Source organism: Pseudomonas sp. B21-041, from assembly GCF_024748675.1.
GTDB classification, from domain to species: domain Bacteria; phylum Pseudomonadota; class Gammaproteobacteria; order Pseudomonadales; family Pseudomonadaceae; genus Aquipseudomonas; species Aquipseudomonas neuropathica.
Genome location: NZ_CP087175.1, coordinates 245235 through 269451, shown reverse-complemented (window position 1 = coordinate 269451; position 24217 = coordinate 245235). Strand labels below are relative to the sequence as shown.

Annotated in this window: 20 protein-coding genes; 15 read left to right on the top strand and 5 right to left on the bottom strand. The window is 59.7% G+C overall.

Annotated features, from left to right (window positions below; all coding sequences use genetic code 11):
- Nucleotides 1-68: 68 nt before the first annotated feature.
- Nucleotides 69-1106: a LacI family DNA-binding transcriptional regulator gene (locus LOY43_RS01165; RefSeq protein ID WP_095047092.1), complete on the top strand. Its 1038-nt coding sequence runs from the start codon at nt 69-71 to the stop codon at nt 1104-1106.
- A gap of 189 nt (nt 1107-1295) precedes the next feature.
- The gene (locus LOY43_RS01160) at nt 1296-1556 is read left to right on the top strand and encodes a hypothetical protein (RefSeq protein WP_095125269.1); all 261 of its coding nucleotides are present in this window, start codon (nt 1296-1298) and stop codon (nt 1554-1556) included.
- 24 nt (nt 1557-1580) lie between these two features.
- Here LOY43_RS01160 and betT read toward each other — a convergent pair whose 3' ends face one another.
- Both betT and epsC read right to left on the bottom strand, forming a co-directional pair.
- The gene (gene betT, locus LOY43_RS01155) at nt 1581-3542 is read right to left on the bottom strand and encodes a choline transporter BetT (RefSeq protein WP_163030199.1); all 1962 of its coding nucleotides are present in this window, start codon (nt 3540-3542) and stop codon (nt 1581-1583) included.
- 400 nt (nt 3543-3942) lie between these two features.
- Nucleotides 3943-4869, bottom strand: a complete 927-nt coding sequence (epsC, locus tag LOY43_RS01150) for a serine O-acetyltransferase EpsC (protein WP_016983653.1) — start codon at nt 4867-4869, stop codon at nt 3943-3945.
- Nucleotides 4870-5059: 190 nt separating this feature from the next.
- Between epsC and LOY43_RS01145 the strand changes: the two genes are divergently transcribed.
- The 12 genes from LOY43_RS01145 to LOY43_RS01090 all read left to right on the top strand — a co-directional run bounded on the left by LOY43_RS01145 (nt 5060) and on the right by LOY43_RS01090 (nt 17378).
- On the top strand, nt 5060-6052 hold the full coding sequence (locus LOY43_RS01145; RefSeq protein WP_258709083.1) for a D-cysteine desulfhydrase: 993 nt from the start codon (nt 5060-5062) through the stop codon (nt 6050-6052).
- 273 nt (nt 6053-6325) lie between these two features.
- The gene (tcyJ, locus tag LOY43_RS01140; protein ID WP_095047088.1) at nt 6326-7126 is read left to right on the top strand and encodes a cystine ABC transporter substrate-binding protein; all 801 of its coding nucleotides are present in this window, start codon (nt 6326-6328) and stop codon (nt 7124-7126) included.
- The gene (tcyL, locus tag LOY43_RS01135; RefSeq protein WP_095047087.1) at nt 7126-7791 is read left to right on the top strand and encodes a cystine ABC transporter permease; all 666 of its coding nucleotides are present in this window, start codon (nt 7126-7128) and stop codon (nt 7789-7791) included. Before tcyJ ends, tcyL begins: the two co-directional genes overlap by 1 nt.
- 4 nt (nt 7792-7795) lie before the next feature.
- Nucleotides 7796-8545, top strand: coding sequence for an L-cystine ABC transporter ATP-binding protein TcyN (gene tcyN, locus LOY43_RS01130; RefSeq protein WP_258709082.1), 750 nt, complete (start codon nt 7796-7798; stop codon nt 8543-8545).
- Nucleotides 8546-9015: 470 nt separating this feature from the next.
- The gene (locus LOY43_RS01125) at nt 9016-9780 is read left to right on the top strand and encodes a hypothetical protein (protein WP_095047085.1); all 765 of its coding nucleotides are present in this window, start codon (nt 9016-9018) and stop codon (nt 9778-9780) included.
- 290 nt (nt 9781-10070) lie between these two features.
- Entirely contained in the window at nt 10071-11312 is a 1242-nt protein-coding gene (locus tag LOY43_RS01120) for an SfnB family sulfur acquisition oxidoreductase (RefSeq protein WP_258709081.1), read from the top strand.
- Between the two features lie 23 nt (nt 11313-11335).
- A complete protein-coding gene (locus LOY43_RS01115) occupies nt 11336-12529 on the top strand; it encodes an SfnB family sulfur acquisition oxidoreductase (RefSeq protein WP_095047083.1) in 1194 nt (397 codons plus the stop codon).
- Nucleotides 12529-13887: an LLM class flavin-dependent oxidoreductase gene (locus LOY43_RS01110; RefSeq protein WP_258709080.1), complete on the top strand. Its 1359-nt coding sequence runs from the start codon at nt 12529-12531 to the stop codon at nt 13885-13887. The genes LOY43_RS01115 and LOY43_RS01110 overlap by 1 nt, the downstream gene beginning before the upstream one ends.
- Before the next feature lie 126 nt (nt 13888-14013).
- On the top strand, nt 14014-14823 hold the full coding sequence (locus LOY43_RS01105; protein WP_220557298.1) for a MetQ/NlpA family ABC transporter substrate-binding protein: 810 nt from the start codon (nt 14014-14016) through the stop codon (nt 14821-14823).
- Between the two features lie 2 nt (nt 14824-14825).
- Nucleotides 14826-15947: a methionine ABC transporter ATP-binding protein gene (locus LOY43_RS01100; protein WP_258709079.1), complete on the top strand. Its 1122-nt coding sequence runs from the start codon at nt 14826-14828 to the stop codon at nt 15945-15947.
- Complete coding sequence (locus LOY43_RS01095) at nt 15937-16581, top strand: methionine ABC transporter permease (RefSeq protein ID WP_034151854.1); 645 nt, start codon at nt 15937-15939, stop codon at nt 16579-16581. The genes LOY43_RS01100 and LOY43_RS01095 overlap by 11 nt, the downstream gene beginning before the upstream one ends.
- 170 nt (nt 16582-16751) lie before the next feature.
- Nucleotides 16752-17378: a bifunctional 2-polyprenyl-6-hydroxyphenol methylase/3-demethylubiquinol 3-O-methyltransferase UbiG gene (locus LOY43_RS01090; protein WP_258709078.1), complete on the top strand. Its 627-nt coding sequence runs from the start codon at nt 16752-16754 to the stop codon at nt 17376-17378.
- 221 nt (nt 17379-17599) lie between these two features.
- Here the strand turns inward: LOY43_RS01090 and LOY43_RS01085 are convergent, their stop codons facing one another.
- The 3 genes from LOY43_RS01085 to LOY43_RS01075 are packed head-to-tail and all read right to left on the bottom strand — an operon-like array spanning nt 17600 to nt 22808.
- Entirely contained in the window at nt 17600-20647 is a 3048-nt protein-coding gene (locus tag LOY43_RS01085) for an efflux RND transporter permease subunit (protein ID WP_258709077.1), read from the bottom strand.
- Nucleotides 20644-21708, bottom strand: a complete 1065-nt coding sequence (locus LOY43_RS01080) for an efflux RND transporter periplasmic adaptor subunit (protein WP_095047077.1) — start codon at nt 21706-21708, stop codon at nt 20644-20646. Before LOY43_RS01080 ends, LOY43_RS01085 begins: the two co-directional genes overlap by 4 nt.
- Complete coding sequence (locus LOY43_RS01075; protein ID WP_220557296.1) at nt 21705-22808, bottom strand: efflux RND transporter periplasmic adaptor subunit; 1104 nt, start codon at nt 22806-22808, stop codon at nt 21705-21707. Before LOY43_RS01075 ends, LOY43_RS01080 begins: the two co-directional genes overlap by 4 nt.
- A gap of 200 nt (nt 22809-23008) precedes the next feature.
- Between LOY43_RS01075 and LOY43_RS01070 the strand changes: the two genes are divergently transcribed.
- Complete coding sequence (locus tag LOY43_RS01070; protein ID WP_095047076.1) at nt 23009-24205, top strand: AAA family ATPase; 1197 nt, start codon at nt 23009-23011, stop codon at nt 24203-24205.
- Nucleotides 24206-24217 lie beyond the last annotated feature (12 nt).

Sequence of the window (24217 nt, the reverse complement as noted above, 5' to 3'; positions counted from 1 at the left end):
GTACATAGAGCGTCCAATACTGAAAAATTACTTTTATATGCGATTTGGTTTTTAAGAAGGATCGAACCTTGAGCGAAGAAAAACCCCGCAAACGCCGTGGCGCCGGACGTGTAACGCTGAATGCCGTGGCGCGTGAGGCCGGGGTTTCGGCGATCACCGTGTCACGCTATTTCAACCAGCCTGAGCAGGTTTCGCCCGAGCGTCGCGAGCGGATTGCGGCGGTGGTGGCCGAGTTGGGTTACGTGCCGAATCTGGTGGCCGGCGGGCTGGCCTCGGCGCGGGGGAAAATCGTCGGCATGGTGATCCCGAATATCTCCGGGCCGATCTTCGCCAATACCATTCAAGGCTTCAGCGATACGCTCAGTCGTTATGGCTATCAGCTGTTGCTGGCGTCGAGTTACTTCAGCACTGAACAAGAAGAAAACGCCGTGCGTGCGTTTCTCGGCTGGTCGCCAGCGGCGCTGGTGCTGACCAGTCACTTTCACAGTGCGGGCACGGAAAAGATGATCGCCGAGGCGGATGTTCCGGTGATCGAGACGTGGGATTACCAGCCGGCGCGTGAGCCGATGCAGATCGGTTTTTCGCATTTCGAGGTGGGCGTGACAGCCGCCAGATATCTGCTGGAAAAAGGCTACCAACGTATCGCCTTCGTGCAGAACAGTGCGCCGGGGGACTTCAGCGCCCTGGAACGCCGCGATGGTTACGCGGCGACCTTGCGTAAATCCGGCCTGGATCCTTGGGTCTACGCCCCTGACGCTGATCGTGCGCCATTCGAGGCCGGCAAACAGGCGATGGATGCGCTGATGAATGCCTCACCGCGCCCCGACGCAATCATTTTCGCCAACGACAACCTCGCCGCCGGCGGCCTGCTCGCCGGGCAACGCGCCGGTTTCAAAATCCCCGAAGACTGTGCCGTTCTTGGCTTCGGCGATTACCCGTTCGCCGAGATGCTTTTGCCGAGCCTGAGCACGATCAAACCACCGGCGCTGGAGATCGGCGTACTGGCCGCAACACGCGTATTGGAAAGTCTTGGCGTGTTGCCGAGCGACGAGGTGCAACGGCTGAACCTGCTGCAATGCCAGGTCATTGAGCGCGAAAGCACCTGATGAATATGGTAGGGGCTGGATTGGCTATGCTCTAAAGAACACCGAGGTGGCCCTATCGCGAGCAGGCTCGCTCCCACAGGGATTTCCTGTGTACGTAAAATTTATGTCCAGCCGAGATCCATTGTGGGAGCGAGCCTGCTCGCGAAAGCGATTATTCAGGCAATGCACCTTCACCAGACAGAACCCGCCATGCACACTGCCATCATCATTTTCTTCGGCCTGGTCCTGCTCGCTCTGATGCTCTACATCGGCGAGCGCATCGGCTTCAGCCGCCAGACCATGGCCTACGGCTTCGCCGCCCTGTGGCTGGCATTGACGATGATTAATGGCGCCGTGGGAGTGGTGCATGCGGGCCAGCCGCTAGGTTCGGAAATTGCGATTGGCAGTGCGGTGTTCGGCATACCGATGGCGGCGATGGTGTTGTTCATGGTGCTAAGCGCCGAGTCCTGAACGGACCCGACGCTCAGGCGCCGATCAACGGACCAAGTGCAGGAACTGCATGTGCCGTTCGTACTGGTCGAGGATGTCGTTGATGATCTGCTCTTTGGTGTAGCCGACCAGATCGTAGTCCTGACTGCCCTCGCTCAAATGCACTTCGGCGCGGTAATAGCGACGATTGTTGAGCTGCTTCGAGCCCATCCCGCCACGCGCGAACGACGGCGTGAAGTAGCCGCGCATCTGCACCTGATAGATGAACGGATGCGCATCACCATGGCCGATTTCGAGGCTGACGCTGTCATTCGCCGGATCCGGCTGGGTGACCACGTTGAGGCCTTTTTCAACGAACACCGCCGTCACTTCTTCAATTGCCGGGCGTACCGTGGTGTCCATGAAGCGGTACACCTCGTCACGCGACGGGAAGTGCACCGCCTGACTCAGCCGCTGACGCCAGCCGCCCGTACCGCGCCGTGAACCGGAGACCGGTGCCAGCGAGTGCAACTGCGCGATCTGCTTCTGCGACTCCAGATAGAACGCCTTGTGCAAGCCCCACATCATCAACAGCAGGATCAACGAGAACGGCAACGAGGTCAGCACTACCGCTGATTTCAGCGCATCGATACTGCCGGAGAACAGCAACGCACTGGTGATCAGCGCCGTCATCGCGCCCCAGAACACTCGCAGCCATTTCGGCCCGTCTTCGTCTGGGTTGCCACCCTTGGCCGACAGGGTCGAGAGCACCACGGTGCCGGAGTCGGCAGACGTCACGAAGAACACGAAGCTGATAAACACCGTCACGGCGATGACGGTTTTGCTCCACGGGTAGGTTTCCAGCAGCAGGTAAATGCTCATCGACGGATTGTCGATGGCCGACATGCCCAGCGCGCTCATGCCGTGGTTGAGCACTTGATCCAGCGCGCTGTTGCCGAAAATCGACATCCACGCGAGGGTAAAACCGAGCGGAATCAGCAGCACGCCGAAAACGAATTCACGGATGGTCCGGCCACGGGAAATCCGGGCGATGAACAGGCCCACGAACGGCGACCATGCAATCCACCAGGCCCAGTAAAACACTGTCCAGCCGCCGAGCCAGTCGCTCGGTTTGTCGTAGGCGTAGAGGTCGAAACTCTTCATCGGCAAGGCGCCGAGGTAGTCGCCAAGATTCTGGATCAAGGTGTTGAGCAGGTGCTGGGTAGGCCCGGCGAACAACACGAACAGCAGCAGCGCACAGGCCAGCAGCATGTTGATGTCGGACATCACACGCACGCCTTTATCGACGCCGGAGACGGCAACGATGATCGCCGCGCCCATCATCAGCGTGATCAGACCGACTTGAATCCACTGGGTGTGAGCGATGCCGAACAGGTAGTCGAGACCGGAGTTGAGGTGCAGCACACCAAAACCCATGTCGGCGCCCAGACCGAACACCGTGGCGATGATGCCGAAGCCGTCCACTGCGTAACCAATCGGGCCGTTGATGCGTTTGCCAATCAGCGGATACAGCGCCGAGCGCAGCGCCAGCGGCAGGTTGTGGCGGTAGGCGAAGTAGGCCAGCGCCATGCCGACGAAGGCAAACACGCCCCAGCCATGCAGGCCCCAGTGCAGAAACAGAATCTGCATCGCCTGACGTGCCGCATCCGCGGTGCCCGCCTCGCCTTGCGGCGGCTGGAGCATATGGGTCAGCGGTTCAGAGACGCAGAAGAAGAACAGCGTGATGCTGATCCCGGCGGCGAACAGCATGCCGGCCCAGGACAAGTAACTGAATTCGGGCTCGTCGTGGTCGGCACCGAGTTTTATCTTGCCGTAGCCGGATAAGGCGGTGACCACCACGAAGACCAGATACAGGGTCATCGCGAGCATGTAGTACCAGCCGACCGTATTGGCCGCCCAGTTTTGCGCTTCCAGCAGCCAGGCGCCTGCCTGCTCCGGCATGGCGATGACAACGAGACCAAACAGCAGAATGACCGTCGCGGCGAAGTAGAACACCGGCGGATTCATGCGTACCAGACCGCTGGCGGGGGTAGACGATGCACTCATGAAACGTGCACCTCGAGGGGTTGAAACGTGGCTGAAATGATCGGACTCAGCAAAGGCAAGCCTCCTGTTGTGAGCGGGCAGCGAACCACCGGTTTAACTTGAATGAACGTTCAAGTTAAACATGGATAGGGTGGCAAGGACTAATCGTACGGCTAGGCGGTAGTTTTCCTACGCTAGCTCAAGGATGGGTATGACGTGGGTTTGAGGGTATTCGTTCACTGGAGAATTGGCTGATTGCCATTATCTTGATTTGGTCTGAAAATCATTCGCGAGCAGGCTCGCTCCCACATTTGAAACGCATTCCAGTGTGGGAGCGAGCCTGCTCGCGAAGAGGCCAGATGCCGCAACGCAATTTCAGAGCCTACTTCTGCGTCCCGTCATCATGCTGCAAATTGGCCTGAGTCAAATTGCACCCCGCCGGCACACTGCGCGTCAGCCACACATTGCCGCCAATGGTCGACCCCTTGCCAATGGTGATCCGCCCGAGAATCGTCGCCCCGGCATAAATCACCACATCGTCTTCAACAATTGGATGGCGCGGATGGCCCTTCTGCAACTGCCCGTCTTCATCTGCCGGGAAACGCTTGGCGCCCAACGTCACCGCCTGATAAATCCGCACGCGCTCACCAATGATCGCCGTCTCGCCGATCACCACGCCCGTGCCGTGATCGATAAAGAAGCTACGGCCGATCTGCGCACCCGGATGGATATCGATACCGGTCGCCGAATGGGCGATTTCCGCGCTGATCCGCGCCAGCAACGGCAAACCGGCGCGATACAAATGGTGCGCGAGGCGATGGTGAATCACCGCGAGAATCCCCGGGTAGCACAGCAGCACTTCGTCGACACTGCGTGCCGCCGGATCACCGTGATAGGCCGCCAGCACATCGGTGTCGAGCAGCGTGCGCAGGCCCGGCAGTGCGAGGGCGAAATCCTGCACGATCTGAATCGCGCGGGCTTCGACTTCGGTGTCAGCCTGCGCGCTGTGGCGGGCGACGTAACGCAACTCCAGGCGGGTCTGCGCCAGCAACGCATTCAGCGCGACATCGAGGGTGTGGCCGACGTAGAAATCTTCACTCTCTTCGCGCAGGTCAACCGGGCCCAGGCGCATCGGGAACAACGCACCACACAATGCTTCAAGAATCTCCGCCATCGCTGCGCGAGACGGCAACTCGCGACCGCCCTGCTCGCCGGACGCCCGGCCGTTCTGTGCCCGCCACTGATCCCGCGCGCTGCGCAGTTGACTGACGATGGTCTGCAATTGCCAATGGCTGGAACGCTCGCTCACGGTAAAGACTCCTCACGGGCGGCCGGACTGTCTGGCCGCGTCAACGGCGCCTACTTTACGGCATGCTTACGAGGGCGAATTAAGAACCGATAGTGCTGGCCTCAGTTCATTTGGCTATAAGCGATTCACGGTTGCCCCTGCAAAAGCGCGTGCCTATAGTCCTTTCATCTTCCTCCGCCAGTACGGACCCATGATCAAACAACAGCTGGACCGCTTTGCCCGCCTCGACCTGCTCAACCACCCTACGCCGCTGGAAAAACTCGAACGCCTGTCCACCTGGCTTGGCCGCGAGGTGTACATCAAGCGCGATGACCTGACGCCGCTGGCCATGGGCGGCAACAAATTGCGCAAACTCGAATACCTCGCTGCCGACGCTCTCGCGCAAGGCGCCGACACGCTGATCACCGCCGGCGCGCTGCAATCGAACCACGTTCGCCAGACCGCCGCACTGGCCGCCAAATTGGGCCTGGGTTGCGTGGCGCTGCTGGAAAATCCGCTGGGCACTGACGACAGCAACTACACCGGCAACGGCAACCGCCTGCTGCTGGATCTGTTCGACACCAAAGTCGAACTGGTCGACAACCTCGACAACGCCGACGAACAACTGACCGCCCTCGCCGCCCGCCTGCGCAGCAACGGCAAGAAGCCGTATCTGGTGCCAATCGGTGGCTCCAATGCGCTCGGTGCGTTGGGCTATGTGCGCGCCGGTCTGGAACTGGCCGAGCAGATCAACGACACCGGCCTGAATTTCGCCGCTGTAGTGTTGGCCTCAGGCAGTGCCGGGACGCACAGCGGTCTGGCATTGGCGTTGAGCGAAGTGTTGCCGCAATTGCCGGTGATTGGCGTGACGGTTTCGCGCAGTGAAGAAGATCAGCGACCGAAGGTTCAGGGACTTGCCGAACGCACGGCGGCGCTGCTCGGCGTCGAACTGCCGGCCAGCTTCAAGGTCGAGTTGTGGGACGAATATTTCGGCCCGCGTTATGGCGAGCCGAATGCCGGGACGCTGGCGGCGCTGAAGCTGCTGGCGAGTCAGGAAGCGGTGTTGCTTGATCCGGTGTACACCGGCAAGGCCATGGCAGGTTTACTCGACGGGATTGGTCGTCAGCGCTTTGATGAAGGCCCGATCATCTTCCTGCACACCGGTGGCGCGCCAGCGTTGTTTGCCTACAAGGATTTCCTGTAACAGAAGATCAAAACGGCAGCTCCTACAAGTGATCTCATGTAGGAGCTGCCGCGGGCTGCGATCTTTTTCCACAGACAATACATATTCCAATAAAGAATAACATTTCAAATATTAAGTGTTTTCAAGTCTAACGCAGACATCTTATAGTCTCGCCGCAGGCGAATTTCGCGAGAGACGCATAAGCTGCTTTAAGGCAGGATAGCGCTGTCGTCCGAATCACCAATTCGCCAACTTTCCTTAAGCGTCTTCCATAAGAAAACACAGGGGCTTGTCATGAATTTTTCCGCACTACGTCGCAATCTGCTGGTGGGTTCGCTGGGCCTTGCGCTGAGCGCCGGCCTGATCGGCCAGGCAGTGGCCGGTGAACAGTTGCAACAGATCAAGGACAAAGGCGTTATCAACGTCGGCCTGGAAGGCACTTACCCACCGTTCAGCTTCGTTGATGCCGACGGCAAGCTGTCCGGTTTCGAAGTTGAATTCTCTGAGGCGCTGGCCAAAGAGCTGGGTGTGAAGGTCAAACTGCAGACCACCAAGTGGGACGGCATCCTCGCGGCGCTTGAGTCCAAGCGTCTGGATGCAGTGATCAACCAGGTGACCATTTCCGAAGAGCGCAAGAAGAAGTATGACTTCTCCGAGCCGTACACAGTTTCCGGGATTCAGGCGCTGGTGCTGACCAAGAAAGCCGCCGACCTGAACATCAAATCCGCTGCCGATCTGGGTGGCAAGAAAGTCGGCGTGGGCCTGGGCACCAACTACGAGCAGTGGGTCAAAGCCAACGTGCCGACCGCTGACGTGCGCACTTATGAAGATGATCCGACTAAATTCCAGGACCTGCGTGTCGGCCGTATCGACGCCATCCTGATCGACCGTCTGGCCGCACTGGAATACGCCCGCAAAGCCAAGGACACCACTGCCGCAGGCGAACCGTTCTCTCGTCAGGAAGCTGGCGTTACCTTGCGTAAAGGCGAGCCTGAACTGTTGGCTGCAGTGAACAAGGCTATCGAAAAGCTGCGCGCCGATGGCACGCTGGCCAAGCTTTCGGAAAAATACTTCAGCGCTGACGTCACTAAATAATGGAAGCAACTTTCCAAATCGTACGGGAGGCCATGCCCTTTTTGCTCAAGGGCATGTACTTCACGGTCATCCTCAGCCTCGGTGGCATGTTCTTCGGCTTCCTGCTCGGCTTCAGCCTGGCGTTGATGCGTCTGTCGCGCTTCAAAGTGGCGAACTGGATTGCCCGCATCTACGTGTCGTTTTTTCGCGGCACGCCGTTGCTGGTGCAACTGTTCGTGATCTATTTCGGCTTGCCACAGGTGGGGATCGAACTCGATCCGATCCCGGCTGCCCTGATCGGCCTTTCGCTGAACATGGCGGCCTACATTTGTGAAATCCTGCGATCTTCGATCAGCTCGATCGAACGCGGTCAGTGGGAAGCCGCCGCGAGCATTGGCATGACCCGCGCGCAAACCCTGCGGCGGGCCATCTTGCCGCAAGCGATGCGTACGGCATTACCGGCGCTCGGCAACAGCTTCATTTCACTGGTCAAGGACACTGCACAGGCCGCCACTATCCAGGTGCCGGAGTTGTTACGTCAGGCGCAGTTGATCAGCGCACGTAACTTCGAAATTTTCACCATGTACCTTAGTGCCGCACTGCTCTACTGGATTCTGGCCTCGGTGCTCGCGCACCTGCAAAACAAGCTGGAAGAGCGGGTCAATCGGCACGACCAGGAGTCCTGACCCCATGATTGTCGTGGAAAAACTGACCAAGCAATTCAAGGGTCAGGTCGTGCTCAACGGCATTGACCTCGAGGTGAAGGAAGGCGAAGTCGTCGCAATCATCGGCCCCAGCGGTTCGGGGAAAACGACGTTCCTGCGCTGCCTGAACTTCCTTGAACAACCCACAAGCGGCCGGATCAAGGTCGGCGATATCGAAATCGATACCGGCCGCCCGCTGAACCAGCAGCAAAGTCTGGTGCGCAACCTGCGCCAGCATGTGGGCTTCGTGTTCCAGAACTTCAACCTGTTCCCCCATCGCACCGCACTGGAAAACGTCATCGAAGGCCCGGTTGTGGTCAAGAAGATGCCACGCGAAGCCGCCATTGCCTTGGGCAAAAAGCTCATGGCCAAAGTCGGACTCGCCGGCAAAGAAGACGCTTATCCGCGTCGTCTCTCTGGTGGTCAGCAACAGCGCGTAGCGATCGCCCGGGCGCTGGCGATGGAACCGGAAGTGATCCTCTTCGACGAGCCGACTTCGGCGCTTGACCCGGAGCTGGTCGGCGAAGTGCTGGCGACGATTCGTGGCCTGGCTGAAGAAAAACGCACTATGGTGATCGTCACCCACGAGATGGGTTTTGCTCGTGACGTGGCCAACCGTGTGGTGTTTTTCGATAAAGGCGTGATCGTCGAACAAGGTGAAGCGAAGGCATTGTTTGCCAATCCGAAAGAAGAACGCACTAAACAGTTTCTCAGCAAGTTCCTGAATCACGCCTGAGAACTTTTATTGCATCACCGATAACTTCCACGGACGGAAGTTTCCTTTATAAAACATTTACCCCCTTCAGTCTCATTCAAACAAAACATATCCCAAACAGTACATATATATGTTCTGCAACAGATAACACCCGCCTCCTCCCCTGCCACCTGAAATGATAGTGCTCAAATAAATCCGCGCATAAAACGCCGAGAAAGCCCTGTGTCCCGTGGCTCATTTCGCCTGATCACTTAGGCATATGGCCGCGACAGCGTAGGAAACTTCTGATTAATTCGTAATTCATGGATTAACTAATATCGTCTATTGACACCCCATCCCGCAGACTCTTATCTAGTCGGCAACCGGCATCAACTAGTTCAACCACCCCGTCTTCAACTTGAATAAAAGCCCAAAGCTTTATTGCCAGTTTATTCACGCTTTTTGTTCTTTCAGAAACGGACTTCGCTGCAAGGCTTCAAGGAGAGAAATCGATGACCCGCACTTCGCACACCCCCGAACTGGCAGCGCCGACCCTCGCGCCAGCGCAAAAAACCGGCATCAATCTGGCTGCCGCCGCACACCTCTTGATCGAGGTGTCGCCCTACCCTGATATGGACAGCGGCGATCTCATCGAGCTGTTCTGGAACAAATGCTATGTCGCTTCCAAAGTGCTGACGGCGGATGACGTCGGCACAGCCGTCAGCCTAAGGGTGCCGGAAAGCTTCATCACCAACGGCACCGCGCGCATCCACTACCGGGTGATGCAGGTCGGTCAGGGGCCGGCGTTTTCGGCGGCGACGCGCGTACAGGTCAAACTGGACTGCCCCGGCGGGCAACCCACGGCGCTGAGCGCAGACGAAAATCAGCAACTGGCCCCGGTTGCCATCCCCGACGCCATACGCCGTCAGGGCGTCAATCCGAACCAGATTAAACGCGGTGTGCCGCTGACCATCGAGCCGTACCTGAACATGGCCGAGGATGACGCCATCACCTTGCGCTGGGGTGACGTGCGCATGGATCTGGCACCGGTCACCGCCGCAGATATCGGCTTGCCGATTCAGGTCTGGGTACCGCCGTCGGTGATCGTCGAAGCAGGCGAGGATCTGCGCCTGGACGTGACGTATTGCATTCTCGATCGGGTCGGCAACAACTCCCGCTGGGCACCGCCCCGCACATTGAAAATCGGCTGCGCAAATCCTTATCTGAAAGTCCCGCTCATGCCCGAACTCAAAGCCGCCGAATCCCGCAAGCCCTGAACACAATGCCCCTGTGGCGAGAGAGCAAGCGCCCTCGCCACCGGATCATTCCAGCCGCAAAAAAATTCTTAACCAACCCGACCATCACCTCTTCTATGCATATTCCTAAAAGTTAGTTTATTTAATATTTATACACGTTTAGGGTATATAAACCGGACCACCGGACATTCATTCGTTCGCCGCACTTTTGCGGCGTTTTTCATGAGATGTGAGGTAGGTAGCATGGTCCGGAACACAATCACCCCAGTGCAGATCGCCAGGGCATTGCGTGCAGCCAAGGAGCGGCACTGATGTCCAGTCTGGCAGATGCAAACGTCCAGTCTGATCTGGACATCGCCCCGTTGTTGTTGCCTGCGCAGGTCTTGCGCAACGACGCCCAAGCCATCAACGCCGCCCAAGAGCTGGCACAAGTCGCCCGCGTGCAGGCCGCGAAACGCGACCGTCAGCGCAAGCTGCCGTGGTCGGAAATCGAACAGTTCACCCGCAGCGGATTAGGCAGCATCGCCATCCCGCGCGAATACGGTGGCCCGCAGGTTTCATTCGTCACTCTGGCCGAAGTGTTCGCGATCATCTCCGCCGCCGACCCGGCGTTGGGGCAGATCCCGCAGAACCAGTTCGGCATCATCAATCTGGTACTCGGCAGCGCCACCGAAGCGCAGAAACAACAGCTATTCCAGAGCGTTCTGGAAGGCTGGCGCATCGGCAACGCCGGTCCTGAGCGCGGCACCAAAAACACCCTGGAACTGAAAGCGCGGATCACCGCCGATGGCGATGATTACGTGATCAACGGCCAGAAGTTCTACTCCACTGGCGCACTGTTTGCGCATTGGGTTGCGGTGAAAGCGGTCAACGATGACGGCAAGCAAGTACTGGCCTTCGTCCGTCGCGGCACGCCGGGGCTGCGCATCGTTGATGACTGGTCGGGCTTCGGTCAACGCACCACCGCCAGCGGTACGATTCTGCTGAACAACGTGCGTGTCGAATCGAGCCTGGTGGTCGACAACTGGAAGATCAACGAAACCCCGAACACCCAAGGCGCGGTGTCGCAGCTGATTCAAGCCGCGATCGACGCCGGCATCGCCCGTGGCGCCATTGATGACGCCATTGAGTTCATCAAAACCCGCGCACGGCCGTGGATCGACGCCAAGGTTGATCGCGCCAGCGATGATCTTTATGTCATCGCCGATATCGGCAAACTGAAAATCGAACTGCACGCCGCCGAAGCGCTGCTGCGCAAGGCCGGCAAAGTGCTCGATCAAGTGCACGCCGCGCCGATCACCGCCGAGTCCGCCGCACGCGCTTCTATCGCCGTGGCGGAGGCGAAAGTGCTGACTACCGAGATCTCGCTGTTGGCCAGTGAAAAGCTTTTCGAACTGGCCGGCAGCCGCGCCACCCTCGCCGAATTCAACCTCGACCGTCACTGGCGCAACGCCCGCGTGCACACGTTGCACGACCCGGTGCGCTGGAAATATCACGCGGTCGGCGCCTATCGCCTCAACGGCACTTTGCCTGCTCGCCATTCCTGGATCTGACGACCAGACATCTGGAGAAAAACATGACGCTTTCCCATCACGTCGCGGTCATCACCAGCGATGAGCAAGCCCTGATCGTCGCCAGCGACCTGGCCGAAGATTTCAAACGCGACAGCGCCCTGCGCGACCGTGAACGCCGCCTGCCTCTGCCGGAACTCGACGTGTTTTCCCGCTCGGGTCTGTGGGGCATCAGCGTACCGAAGGAATACGGCGGCGCTGGCGTGTCCAACGTGACTTTGGCCAAAGTCATCGCGCTGATCGCTCAAGCCGACGGCTCGCTCGGGCAGATTCCGCAAAATCATTTTTACGCGCTGGAAGTGCTGCGGGTTAACGGCAGTCACCAGCAGAAACAACGGCTTTATGCCGAAGTGCTGGCCGGGCAACGCTTCGGCAACGCCTTGGCGGAACTAGGTACGAAAACCGCTCACGACCGCGTCACCAGCCTCAAGCGTGATGGTGACGGCTATCGCATCAACGGCCGCAAGTTCTATGCGACCGGCGCGATTTATGCCCAGCGCATTCCAACTTCCGTTGTCGATGAAAACGGTGTGCAGCAACTGGCCTTCGTTCCGCGTGACAGCAAAGGCCTGACCGTGATCGACGACTGGAGCGGCTTCGGCCAGCGCACCACCGGCAGCGGTTCGGTGGTGTTCGAAGATGTGTACGTCGCGGCTGAAGACGTGCTGCCGTTTCAAAGCGCCTTTGAACGTCCAACCACCGTCGGCCCGCTGGCGCAGATCCTTCACGCCGCCATCGACACCGGTATTGCCCGCGCCGCTTACGAAGACACCCTGCACTTTGTGCGCAGCAAGACGCGGCCGTGGATCGATTCCGGCAACGACAAAGCCACCGAAGACCCGCTGACGTTGAGGAGCTTCGGCCACTTGAGCATTCGCCTGCACGCCACGGAGGCGTTGCTTGAACGCGCCGGCGAATTCCTCGACGCAGCGCAAGCCGGGACCAGCGCAGAAACCGTCGCTGCCGCTTCGATTGCCGTCGCCGAAGCACGGGCGATCAGCACTGAAATCTCTTTGGCCGCCGGCAGCACGCTGTTCGAACTGGCCGGCAGCCAGGCGACACTGATCGAACACGGCCTCGACCGCCACTGGCGCAACGCCCGCGTGCACACCTTGCACGACCCGGTGCGCTGGAAATATCACGCGGTGGGCAACTACTACCTCAACGATGAAAACCCTCCGTTGCGAGGGACGATCTAATGAGCGCGGCGAAAAAGAAGATCCTGCTCAATGCGTTCAACATGAACTGCATCGGCCACATCAACCATGGCCTGTGGACGCATCCGCGCGATACCTCAACGCGCTACAACACCATTGAATACTGGACCGAACTGGCGCAACTGCTGGAGCGCGGACTGTTCGACGGCTTGTTCATCGCTGACATCGTCGGCGTGTATGACGTCTATCAGAACTCGGTGGACGTGACGTTGAAAGAGTCGATTCAGTTACCGGTCAACGATCCGTTATTGCTGGTTTCAGCGATGGCTGCCGTGACCAAAAACCTCGGTTTCGGCTTGACCGCCAACCTCACCTACGAACCGCCGTATCTGTTCGCCCGGCGCATGTCGACGCTCGATCATTTGAGCCGTGGTCGAGTGGGCTGGAACATTGTCACCGGCTATCTCGACAGCGCCGCGAAAGCCATGGGACTGAGCGAGCAGGTCGAGCATGACCGTCGTTATGACCAGGCCGACGAGTACCTGGAGGTGCTCTACAAACTCTGGGAAGGCAGTTGGGAAAACGGCGCGGTACTGAATAACCGTGAGCAGCGGATCTACGCCAACCCGGAAAAAGTGCACAAGGTCGAGCACAAGGGCGAGTTCTATCAGGTCGAGGGCTATCACCTCTGTGAGCCGTCGCCACAGCGCACACCGGTGCTGTTTCAGGCCGGCAGTTCTGAGCGCGGTTTGCTGTTCGCCGGGCGTCACGCCGAGTGCGTGTTCATCAGCGGCCAGAACAAACCGTCGACCAAGGTTCAGGTCGACAAGGTGCGCGCCAGCGCCGTCGAGGCCGGGCGCAATCCTGAGGACATCAAGGTGTTCATGGGCCTCAACGTGATCGTCGGCGCGACCGAAGAAGCCGCGTGGGCCAAGCACGCCGAGTATCTGAGCTACGCCAGCGCCGAAGCCGGCGTGGCGCATTTTTCCGCCTCCACCGGCATCGACTTTTCCCAATACGAGATCGACGAACCGATCCAATACGTGAAGAGCAACGCCATTCAGTCGGCGACCAAAAACCTGCAGAACAACGACTGGACCCGGCGCAAATTGCTCGACCAGCATGCCCTCGGTGGCCGCTACATCACCGTGGTCGGTTCGGTTGATCAAGTGGCAGATGAGCTGGAATCGTGGATCGCCGAGACCGGCCTGGATGGTTTCAACCTGACCCGGATTGTTACGCCGGAAAGCTATGTCGACTTTATCGAGCTGGTGGTTCCGGAGCTGCAGCGGCGTGGGTCGTACAAGACCGCGTATGACAGCGGCAGCTTGCGCGAGAAGCTGTTTCACAGCGCGGCGCAGTTGCCCGAGCAACACACCGGCGCAGCGTTCCGCCGCTAAAAGCATCGCTGGCAAGCCAGCTCCCACAAGGGTCTGTGGCGTTCACAAAACCTGTGGGAGCTGGCTTGCCACTGATGAGGCCCGACCCAACACCACAAAATTAATGCACTGACTGGAAAAACCATCATGACCAAGAAACGCCTGTCCCACCCAGTCAAAGCACTGGCCCTGGCCCTCGGCCTGTTCAGCTCGGCCGTTTTCGCCGCCGACGCTCCGCTGAAAATCGGCACCACCGCAGCCTTCGCCATCCCGCTGGAAGCCGCTGTAGAAGAAGCCTCCAGACAAGGCCTGAACGTCGAGCTGGTGGAGTTCACTGACTGGATCGCACCCAACGTCAGCCTCGCCGCCGGCGACATCGACGTGAACTACTTCCAGCACATCCCGTTCCTCGAAAACGCCAAAGCCGCCTCGGGTTTTGATCTGGTGCCGTTCGCACCGGGGATCATCAACAACGTCGGTCTCTATTCGAAAAAATACAAAAGCTTTGATGAGTTGCCCGAAGGCGCCAGCGTCGCCATCGCCAACGACCCGATCAACAGCGGGCGTGGTTTGCAATTGCTGGCCAAGGCCGGTTTGATCACGCTGAAGCCGGGCGTCGGCTACAAGGCTACTGAAGACGATATCGTCGCCAACCCGAAGAAAATCAAAATCCTCCAAGTCGAAGCCGTGCAATTGGTACGCGCCTATGACGACGCCGATCTGGTCCAGGGCTACCCGGCCTACATTCGTCTGGCGAAGACTTTCGATGCCGGTTCGGCACTGCTGTTCGACGGTCTCGACCACAAGGAATACGTGATCCAGTTCGTCATCCAGCCGAAAAGCAAAACCGACCCGCGCCTGATCAAATTCGTCGACATTTATCAGCATTCGCCGGTTGTTCGCGCGGCGCTGGATAAGGCCCACGGCAAGCTGTATCAAGCCGGTTGGGAAAGCTGAGCATGACGGCCGCGATTCAACGGCGACTGGAGATTCCAGAGCCACACCATGCTGAAAAAACCGAGCTGCACCCTGAACTGAATCGCGCCCACGTACGCTTCATCGGCCTGGGCAAAACCTACAACGGCCGGCAGGGCCCGGTCGCCGCGTTGCAAGGCATCGATCTGGCGATTCAGCGCGGTGAAGTGTTCGGCATCATCGGCCGCAGCGGTGCCGGCAAGTCGTCGCTGATTCGGACGATCAATCGTTTGGAACAGCCGACGTCCGGGCGCGTTCTGATCGATCAGGTCGACATCGGCGAGTTCGATGAAGACCGTCTGGTCGCCCTTCGCCGGCGCATCGGCATGATTTTTCAGCACTTCAATCTGATGTCGGCCAAGACCGTTTGGCAGAACGTCGAATTGCCGCTGAAAGTCGCGGGCGTAGCAAAAGAGCAGCGCGACAAAAAAGTCCGTGAATTGCTCGAACTGGTCGGTCTGCAAAGCAAGCACAAGGCTTATCCGGCGCAGCTTTCCGGTGGGCAGAAACAACGCGTCGGCATCGCCCGTGCGCTGGTGCACGACCCGGATATTTTGCTCTGCGACGAAGCGACTTCGGCCCTTGATCCGGAAACCACGCAGTCGATCCTCGGCTTGCTGCGTGAGATCAACCAACGCCTGGGCCTGACCATCGTATTGATTACCCATGAGATGGCAGTGATCCGCGAAATCTGCGCCCGCGTTGTCGTGCTTGAACACGGGCGAGTTGTCGAGCAAGGCCCGGTCTGGGAAGTGTTCGGCAATCCACAGCATGAGGTCAGCCAGACCTTGCTCGCGCCGCTGCAACACGCGTTGCCGGAGGAGTTGCAGAGCCGCTTGCAAGCTCAAGCGCCCTCCTCCGAGGCCGCTGTGGTGCTGCGTTTGCAGTTCACCGGCAGCGCCAGTGACGAGCCGGATCTGGCGGCACTGTTCGCTGCATTGGGTGGCCGGGTGAAGCTGCTTCAGGGCGGCGTCGAACGGATTCAGGGGCATGCGCTGGGGCAACTATTGCTGGCGGTGAGCGGCTCTTCGTTCAGCGCCGAGCAACTGCGCGAGCGCGCCACGCCTTGGGCGCAACGGGTGGAGGTAGTGGGTTATGTGGTTTGATCGCTTGTTGCAGGGTTTTATCGACACGTTTCTGATGGTCGGCGTGTCGTCGCTGATCGCCTTGCTGGTGGGGATTCCCATGGCGGTGATCCTGGTCACCAGCGACAAGGGCGGCATCTATGAAGCGCCGGTGTTGAACCGTGCCTTGGGCGCGTTCGTGAACCTGTTCCGCTCGATCCCGTTTCTGATTCTAATGGTCGCGCTGATTCCGTTTACCCGGTTGATTGTCGGCACCACCTACGGTGTCTGGGCGGCCGTGGTGCCGCTGACGATTGCGGCGACGCCGTTCTTTGCGCGGATTGCCGAAGTGAGCCTGCGTGAGGTCGATCATGGTTTGATCGAAGCCGCGCAGGCGATGGGTTGCCGGCGTTGGCACATTGTCTGGCATGTGCTATTGCCCGAGGCGCTGCCGGGGATTGTCGGCGGTTTCACGATTACGCTAGTGACGATGATCAACTCCTCGGCCATGGCCGGGGCGATTGGTGCCGGTGGCTTGGGGGATATCGCTTATCGCTACGGCTATCAGCGCTTTGACAGCCAGATCATGTTGACGGTGATTGTGTTGCTGGTGGCGTTGGTCGCGGTGATTCAGTTGGGTGGGGATCGCTTGGCGCGGGGGTTGAACAAGCGCTGAGCTCATCCGGAATCATGCCGCGCCTCTGAACCCGCTTTCGCGAGCAGGCTCGCTCCCACATTTGGAATGTGTTTCCCTGTGGGAGCGAGCCTGCTCGCGAATGGCTGCGCAGCAGCCCCGAACCCGATGGCGTATATTCGGCAAATCCCAATTGCCCGCGTATCCCGACCATGAAGCAGACCCCCACCGATCTCGAACAGATCACCGCGACCACCCTCGGCCATTACAACTCAGTGGCCGAAGACTTCCGTGAAGGCACCCGCGATCACGATGTCAGCCAGAACATTGATGCGTTGCTACGGCATATTCAGGGCACGGCGCCATTCACGATTCTGGATTTTGGCTGCGGCCCAGGGCGGGATCTGCAAACGTTTACGCGCATGGGGCATGTCGCTGTGGGTCTCGACGGTTCGCAAGAGTTTGCGCGAATGGCCCGTGAGGACAGTGGCTGCGAGGTGCTGCAACAGGACTTTCTGAAGCTGGATCTGCCGGCCGAACGCTTCGACGGGATCTTCGCCAATGCGGTGCTGTTTCATGTGCCGCTGCAGGAGTTGTCGCGGGTGCTCAAGCAATTGCATGGCGCCCTGAAGCCCGGTGGCGTGCTGTTCAGCTCGAATCCACGCGGGGATAACCGTGAGGGCTGGAACGGGCCGCGCTATGGCTCGTATCACGATCTTGAGGCGTGGCAAGGATTGCTGTCGGCGGCGGGGTTTGTCGAGCTTGAGCATTACTATCGGCCGGCCGGGCTGCCGCGTGAGCAGCAGCCTTGGTTGGCCAGCGTTTGGCGTAAGGCTTGAGTCGAGTCAGAGAAAAGCCCCTCACCCCCAGCCCTCTCCCGGAGGGAGAGGGAGCCGATTGGGGGATATTTAAGCAGTACGCCGACCGGATCTAACTTAGCTGAACCCATAATCGACCCGATCCTTCAGGTCGATGGATAGCGTCAGACACCTAGGTCAGTCCCCTCTCCCTTTGGGCGGTCCGACGTTTCGGGGGGGTTAGGGTGAGGGGCGCTGTTGACTCAATCCTTCTTCGGTTCGCGAATCCTGTACCAGGCCACATACAGCGCCGGCAGGAACAGCAGCGTCAGCAACGTCGCCACCACAATCCCGCCAATCATTGCGTAAGCCATCGGTCCCCAGAACACTTCCCGGGCAATCGGGATCATGCCCATGCTCGCCGCTGCGGCGGTCAACAGGATCGGCCGGCGCCGGTGCTCGGTCGCTTCCACCACCGCATCCCACGGCGCATAGCCTTTCTGCTCGAACTCATCGATCTGCGTCACGAGGATCACCGAGTTACGGATGATGATGCCGATCAGCGCGAGAATCCCCAGGATCGCCACGAAGCCCATCGGCGTGCCGGTCGGCACCAGCGCCAGCACTACGCCGATCAGCCCCAGCGGCGCGACACTGGCGACGAGGAACATCTTCTGCACGCTGTGCAACTGGATCATCAGGAAGGTCGCCATCAAAAACAGCATCAACGGCAAAACCTTGGCAATCGGCCCTTGGGCCTTGCCGCTTTCCTCGACCGTACCGCCGGTGGCGACCTTGTAGCCCACTGGCAGTTTGTCAGCGAAGGCATCAATCGACGGCTTGAGCAGTTTCACCAAATCGGTCGGCTGGATCTCGTCGCGCACCGAGGCCTTGATGGTGATGGTCGGCAAGCGGTCACGACGCCACACCAGCGGCTGCTCCAGTTCATAACGCACGGTGGCGAACGCCAGCAGCGGGATCGACGTGCCGTTGGGCGTAACGATCTGCAGATTCTGCAGGGTTTCCGGCGTACCGCGCTCCGAATTCACCGCCCGGCCGACCACATTGATCAGGTAGATGTCGTCGTTGACCTGGGTCAGAGGCGCGCCGCTGACGATGCTGTTCATCAGGTTCGCCACGTCTTCGGAGGACAACCCGAGTTGCCGCGCCTTGTCCTGGGCGATGTCGATGCGCAGAACTTTGCCCGGCTCGTTCCAGTCGTAAATGATCTCGCCGATGTGCGGGTTCTTGTCCAGTTCGGTGGCCAGGTCGATGGCGTGCTTGCGCACCTGATCGATGTCCTTGCCACTGACCCGGTACTGGATCGGACGCCCCACCGGCGGGCCCATTTCCAGCGCCTGGACGTAACTGCCGATGCCGACGAAGTCTTTGTGCAAGCGCTCACGCAGGCGTTGACTCAGGGCCTCGCGGGCTTCGAAGTCTTTGCTGACGATCACCAGTTGTGCGTAGTACGGGTTTTGCAATTGCTGGTCGAGCGGCAGGTAGAAACGGATCGCGCCCTGACCGATGTAGGTGCTCCAACGCACAATGTCCGCGTCGCCTTTGAGGGTTTCTTCCAACTTGTCGACGGCTTTGCGGGTTTCGTCAATCGAGGCGTTTTGCGGCAGGTTCAGGTCGACGAGAATTTCCGGCCGGTCCGAGGAAGGGAAGAACTGGTTCTGCACAAAGCGCATGCAAAACACTGCCAGCACGAACAGCAGCACGGTAATGCCGATGGCCCACCAGCGATTGCGCATCGCCCACAATAGACCGCCATTGAACGCACGCCCGACGCGGCCCGGCTCGGCTTCATGGGGTTTCACGTTGGCGCTGAGAATGTGCACGCCGATCACCGGAGCGAAGAACACCGCCACCACCCACGAAACCAGCATCGCCACAGCAATCACCGCAAACAGCGTGTAGGTGTACTCACCGGCGGAACTGGCGTTGAGGCCGATGGGCACGAAACCGGCGACCGTCACCAGCGTCCCGGTGAGCATCGGGAACGCCGTCGAGGTGTAGGCGAACGTCGCTGCCTCCTCCTTGCTCTCGCCCATTTCCAGGCGCGTGACCATCATCTCCACGGTGATCATCGCGTCGTCCACCAACAGACCGAGGGCGATGATCAAGGCACCGAGCGAAATCCGCTGCATGGTGATGCCACTGTATTCCATGAATACAAACACCATCGCCAGCACCAGCGGAATCGAGCACGCCACCACCAGGCCGGCGCGTACGCCGAGGCTGATGAAGCTGACCACCAGCACGATGATCACCGCCTCGAACAGGGCACTGGTAAAGCCACCGACCGCTTCTTCCACCACCACCGCCTGATCGGACACGGTGTGCACACCCACGCCAACCGGCAAGTCTGCGGTCAGTTCATCGATGCGTTGGTGCAACGCCTTGCCGAACTCCTGAACGTTGCCGCCCTTCTGCATGGCAATCGCCAGACCGATGGCCGGTTTGCCGTCGAAGCGGAATTCCGGGGTAGCCGGATCGGTGTAACCGCGAGTGATGTCGGCGATGTCAGCCAATCGATAGAAACGGTCGTTGAGCTTGAGATTGACCTCGGCCAGATCTTTCTCCGAGGCGAACTGCCCCGAGGTGCGCACGGAAATCCGCTCAGGGCCGGCCTCGATCACACCGGCCGGGGTCACGGCGTTCTGCGATTGCAGGCTCTGCACAACCTGACGCTGATCGATACCCAACGCCGCCAGTTTGCGAGTAGAGAAGTTCAGATAAATCACTTCGTCCTGCTGGCCGATCATTTCGATCTTGCCCAGCCCCGGTACATTGCGGATCTCGGCCCGCGCCTGTTCTACGTAATCGCGCAACTGGCGCATGGTCAGGCCGTCGGCGGTGAAGGCGTAGACCGAGCCGAACACATCACCGAACTCGTCGTTGAACCCGGGCCCTTGAATACCTTTGGGGAACTGCCCGCGAATGTCGTCGATCTTCTTGCGCACCTGGTACCAGATTTCCGGGATGTCCTTGGCGCTGGTGGTGTCGCGCAGGTACACGTACACCGTCGATTCGCCGGGGCGCGTGTAACTTTTCACGTAGTCGAGGGAGTCAAGTTCTTCGAGTTTTTTCTCGATGCGGTCGGTGACCTGCGCGAGGGTTTCTTCCTGGGTCGCGCCCGGCCATTTGGTCTGGATCACCATGGTCTTGATGGTGAACGACGGATCTTCTTCGCGGCCCAGATTGAAGTACGAGAACACGCCCATCAGCAACGCGACGAACATCAGGTACCAGACGAATGACTGATGCTTGAGGGCCCATTCGGAGAGGTTGAAAGAGCCTTTCATTGACTGTCCTCGTCAAGTTTTACCGATTGTCCGGGTTTGAGGCTGTTGACGCCGGCGCTGACCACGCGCTCGCCGTTCTTCACGCCGCCCGCGAGCACTACGCTGCTGTCGGTGCGGCTGATGACGCTGACGTCGCGGGGGCTGACGGTTTTGCTCTGAGTGTCGATGACCCAGATCCGTAGTTTGCCGTCGACCTCCTGCAAAGCGGTAGCCGGCAATTCGATACGCGGTTTGATCGCCGAACTGAGGGTCACGCTGATCGCCGTGCCGAGGCGGAAACCGTCCGGCGTCTCGGCCAGAGTCAGGCGTGCCCGACGAGTACGCGTGGCGCTTTGCGCCTGCGGTTCGATCTCGCGAAGGGTTGCCGTGGTGTTGATGCTCGGGTCGAGTTGCCCGGCCACCAGAAACACCACGTCGGAAGGAATCTGATCGACCAGGGTGTCGGGCAGATCGATCACCGCTTCCTTGATGTCCGGTTGCGCCAGAGTCACGACCTGCTGGCCCGCCGTCACCACTTGCCCGGCTTCGGCGTTCCACGCGGTGACCACGGCTTTATGGTCGGAACGCAGTTCGGTATAGCCGAGCTGGTCCTTGCTTTGATTGACCGCCGCCCGTGCCTGGTCCAGCGAGGCCTGGGTGGTTTTCAAGTCTGTGGTGGCGATGTCCAGTTGTGCCTGCGCCCCTACGCCACGATCAAACAGCGCCTGCTGACGGCGGGCATTGGCCTGGGCATTGATCAGTTGCGCCTGAACTCTGGCCAGGTCGCCTTGGGCCGAACGCAATTGGTTCTGCTGATCAGACGGATCGAGGGTGGCGAGCAGCGTGCCCTTTTGCACTTCGGTTCCGACATCGACGTTGCGGCTGGCGATGCGGCCACCGACGCGGAAACCGGTGTTGCTTTCATAACGCGCCTGGATGCTGCCGGCGAAACGCCCGAGGCTTTCCTCGCTCAACGCTTGAACTTTGACCGATAGCACCGGACGTACCGGCTCCGGAGGTGGCTCGCTTTTCGAGCAGGCCGCCAGCAACACACCCACGGATAACAGCCCCAGACGCTTCATGGCTGTGCTCCCGGTTGCAGATCCTTGTAGGTGTTTTCAGCGATTTCGACTTTCATGCCGGGATGCAGTAACTGTCCTCCGGCGACAATGACTTTCTCCCCGCCCTTGAGGCCTTCGCTGATGATGACCTTGCCGATCAGGTAGCGGCCGACGGTCACGTTGTGCAACTGCGCTTCACCTTTATCGTCGACCATCCACACCGCCGGATCACTGATGTTTTTAGTCAGCGCCGACCATGGCAATTCGACTGCCGACTTGCCGCTGCCCTTGGCGGTGGCGCTGACCACCGAGCCCAGCTGCATCCCTTGTGGCAGGCTGTCGAGGCTGACTTTGACTTGCACCGTGCCGGACTGCGCCGACACCGCCGGGGTGATTTCACGCACCGTGCCGGTGGTTTTGATGGCAGGGTTATCGAGCAGACTGACGACGATCGAGGGATCCGCAGGACGCTCGGCCAGCAGTGATTCGTAGACATTGAACACCGCGTCACGGTCGCCATCGCGGGCCAACGAAAAAATCGGTGCCGTGGCCTGTACCACCTGGCCGACTTCGGCCTGACGCTCAGTGATCACGCCCGGGGCGTCGGCGATCAGTGCGGTGTAGCTGAGCTGATCTTTAGCGTTGGCCAATTGCGCCTGCGCCGCGCTCAAGGCGCTCTGGCTGCTGCGCAACGCGGCTTGGGCGGAATCGTATTCGCTCTGGCTGGTGTAGCCCTTGGGCAGCAGTTTTTGCTGGCGCACGAAGGCGGCCGCACTTTGTTTCACCCGGGCTTGTTCAGCGACGACTTGGGCCTGGGCCGAATCGACGTTGGTCTGCAAATCCTTGGGGTCGAGCTTGGCCAGCACTTGTTTGGCGGTGACCCGGTCGCCGACATCAACCATACGCTGGATGATCTTGCCGCCGACGCGGAACGACAGCTCGGTCTGCACGCGCGCCTGCACGTCACCGGTCAATGTCACCGCAGCGGCGTAATCCGTGGGTTTGACTTCCTGTACAAAGACCCTGGGCAGGTATTCCTCAGGGGCTTTTTTCTCGCCGCAGGCGGTCAGCAAAGTGAGCAGACTCAGCATGACCGCTGTTTTCAAACCGGGACTCGCCATGCAGACTCCTTCCTGTGTACGAACGTGCAAGTGACGATACGACTGTGAGCTTAGAACAGGGTTCAACGTTCGCCCGTTCGTCCCCCATATTTCCTGAAGGAGCTGCCGTAGGCTGCGATCTTTTGATCTTTTAAAAACAACATCAAAAGATCGCAACCTTCGGCAGCTCCTACAATAGGCGCCTGAAGAGAAGGAATTCCATGCTCAATACTCTCGCGGTGGGCAATTACCGTTCGATCAACAAATTGGTGATTCCGCTCGGCCGTCTGAACCTGATCACTGGCCCCAATGGCAGCGGCAAATCCAATCTCTACCGAGCCTTGCGCCTGTTGGCGGAAACCGCTCAGGGTGGCGTAGTCAATGCGCTGGCCCGTGAAGGCGGACTGGAGTCGACCTTCTGGGCCGGGCCGGAAACCATCAGCCGGCGCATGCGCAATGGTGAGGTGCCGATCCAGTCGACGGTACGCCAAGGCGTGAAGCGACTGCGCCTGGGGTTCGCCGGGGAAGATTTCAGCTACTCGATCAGCCTGGGGCTTCCCGACTCGAACGGCCACTTCATGCTGCCCGAGCAGTCGCGCCCCATTCCTTCGCGATTCAGCCTCGACCCGCAGATCAAGCGCGAATGCATCTGGGCCGGCCCGCTTTACCGCCCCGCCAGCTTGCTGGTGGATCGCGACGGCCCGATGATCCGCGCACGCGCCGAGCGCAAATGGGATGTACTGGCGCAACACACGCCGAATTTCGACAGTTTGTTTGATCAGGTTGGCAGCCTGCGCAGCTCGCCGGAAGTGTTTCAGATGCGCGAGTTTATTCGCCGCTGGCGCTTTTATGATCACTTTCGCAGCGATGCCGATGCACCGGTGCGCCAACCGCAATTGGGTACGCGCACGCCAGTGCTGCATCACGACGGCCGGGATCTGGCGGCGGCGTTGCAGACCATCATCGAGATTGGTGATGGCGATGCGATGCGTGCGGCGATTACCGATGCGTTTCCTGGCGCGCGGGTGCATATCGAAGCGCAGGCCGGTGGACGTTTTGCCATCGAGTTTTATCAGGAAGGTTTGTTGCGGCCGTTATCGGCGGCGGAGCTGTCGGACGGCACGTTGCGTTATTTGCTGTTGGTTGCGGCGCTACTGACGCCGAGGCCGCCGTCGCTGATGGTGCTGAACGAACCGGAGACCAGCCTGCACCCGGATCTGCTGCCAGCGTTGGCGCGGTTGATTATCCGTGCCTCGGAGCAGTGTCAGGTGTGGGTGGTGTCGCATGCGCGGCGGTTGATTTCGGCGTTGCAGGAAGACCCGGGATGCAATTGCATCGTGCTGGAGAAAACCCTGGGGCAGACCGGGATTGTCGGCCAGCGGGTGCTGGATGAGCCGGCGTGGAACTGGCCGGATTGAGTGATTCAGGCA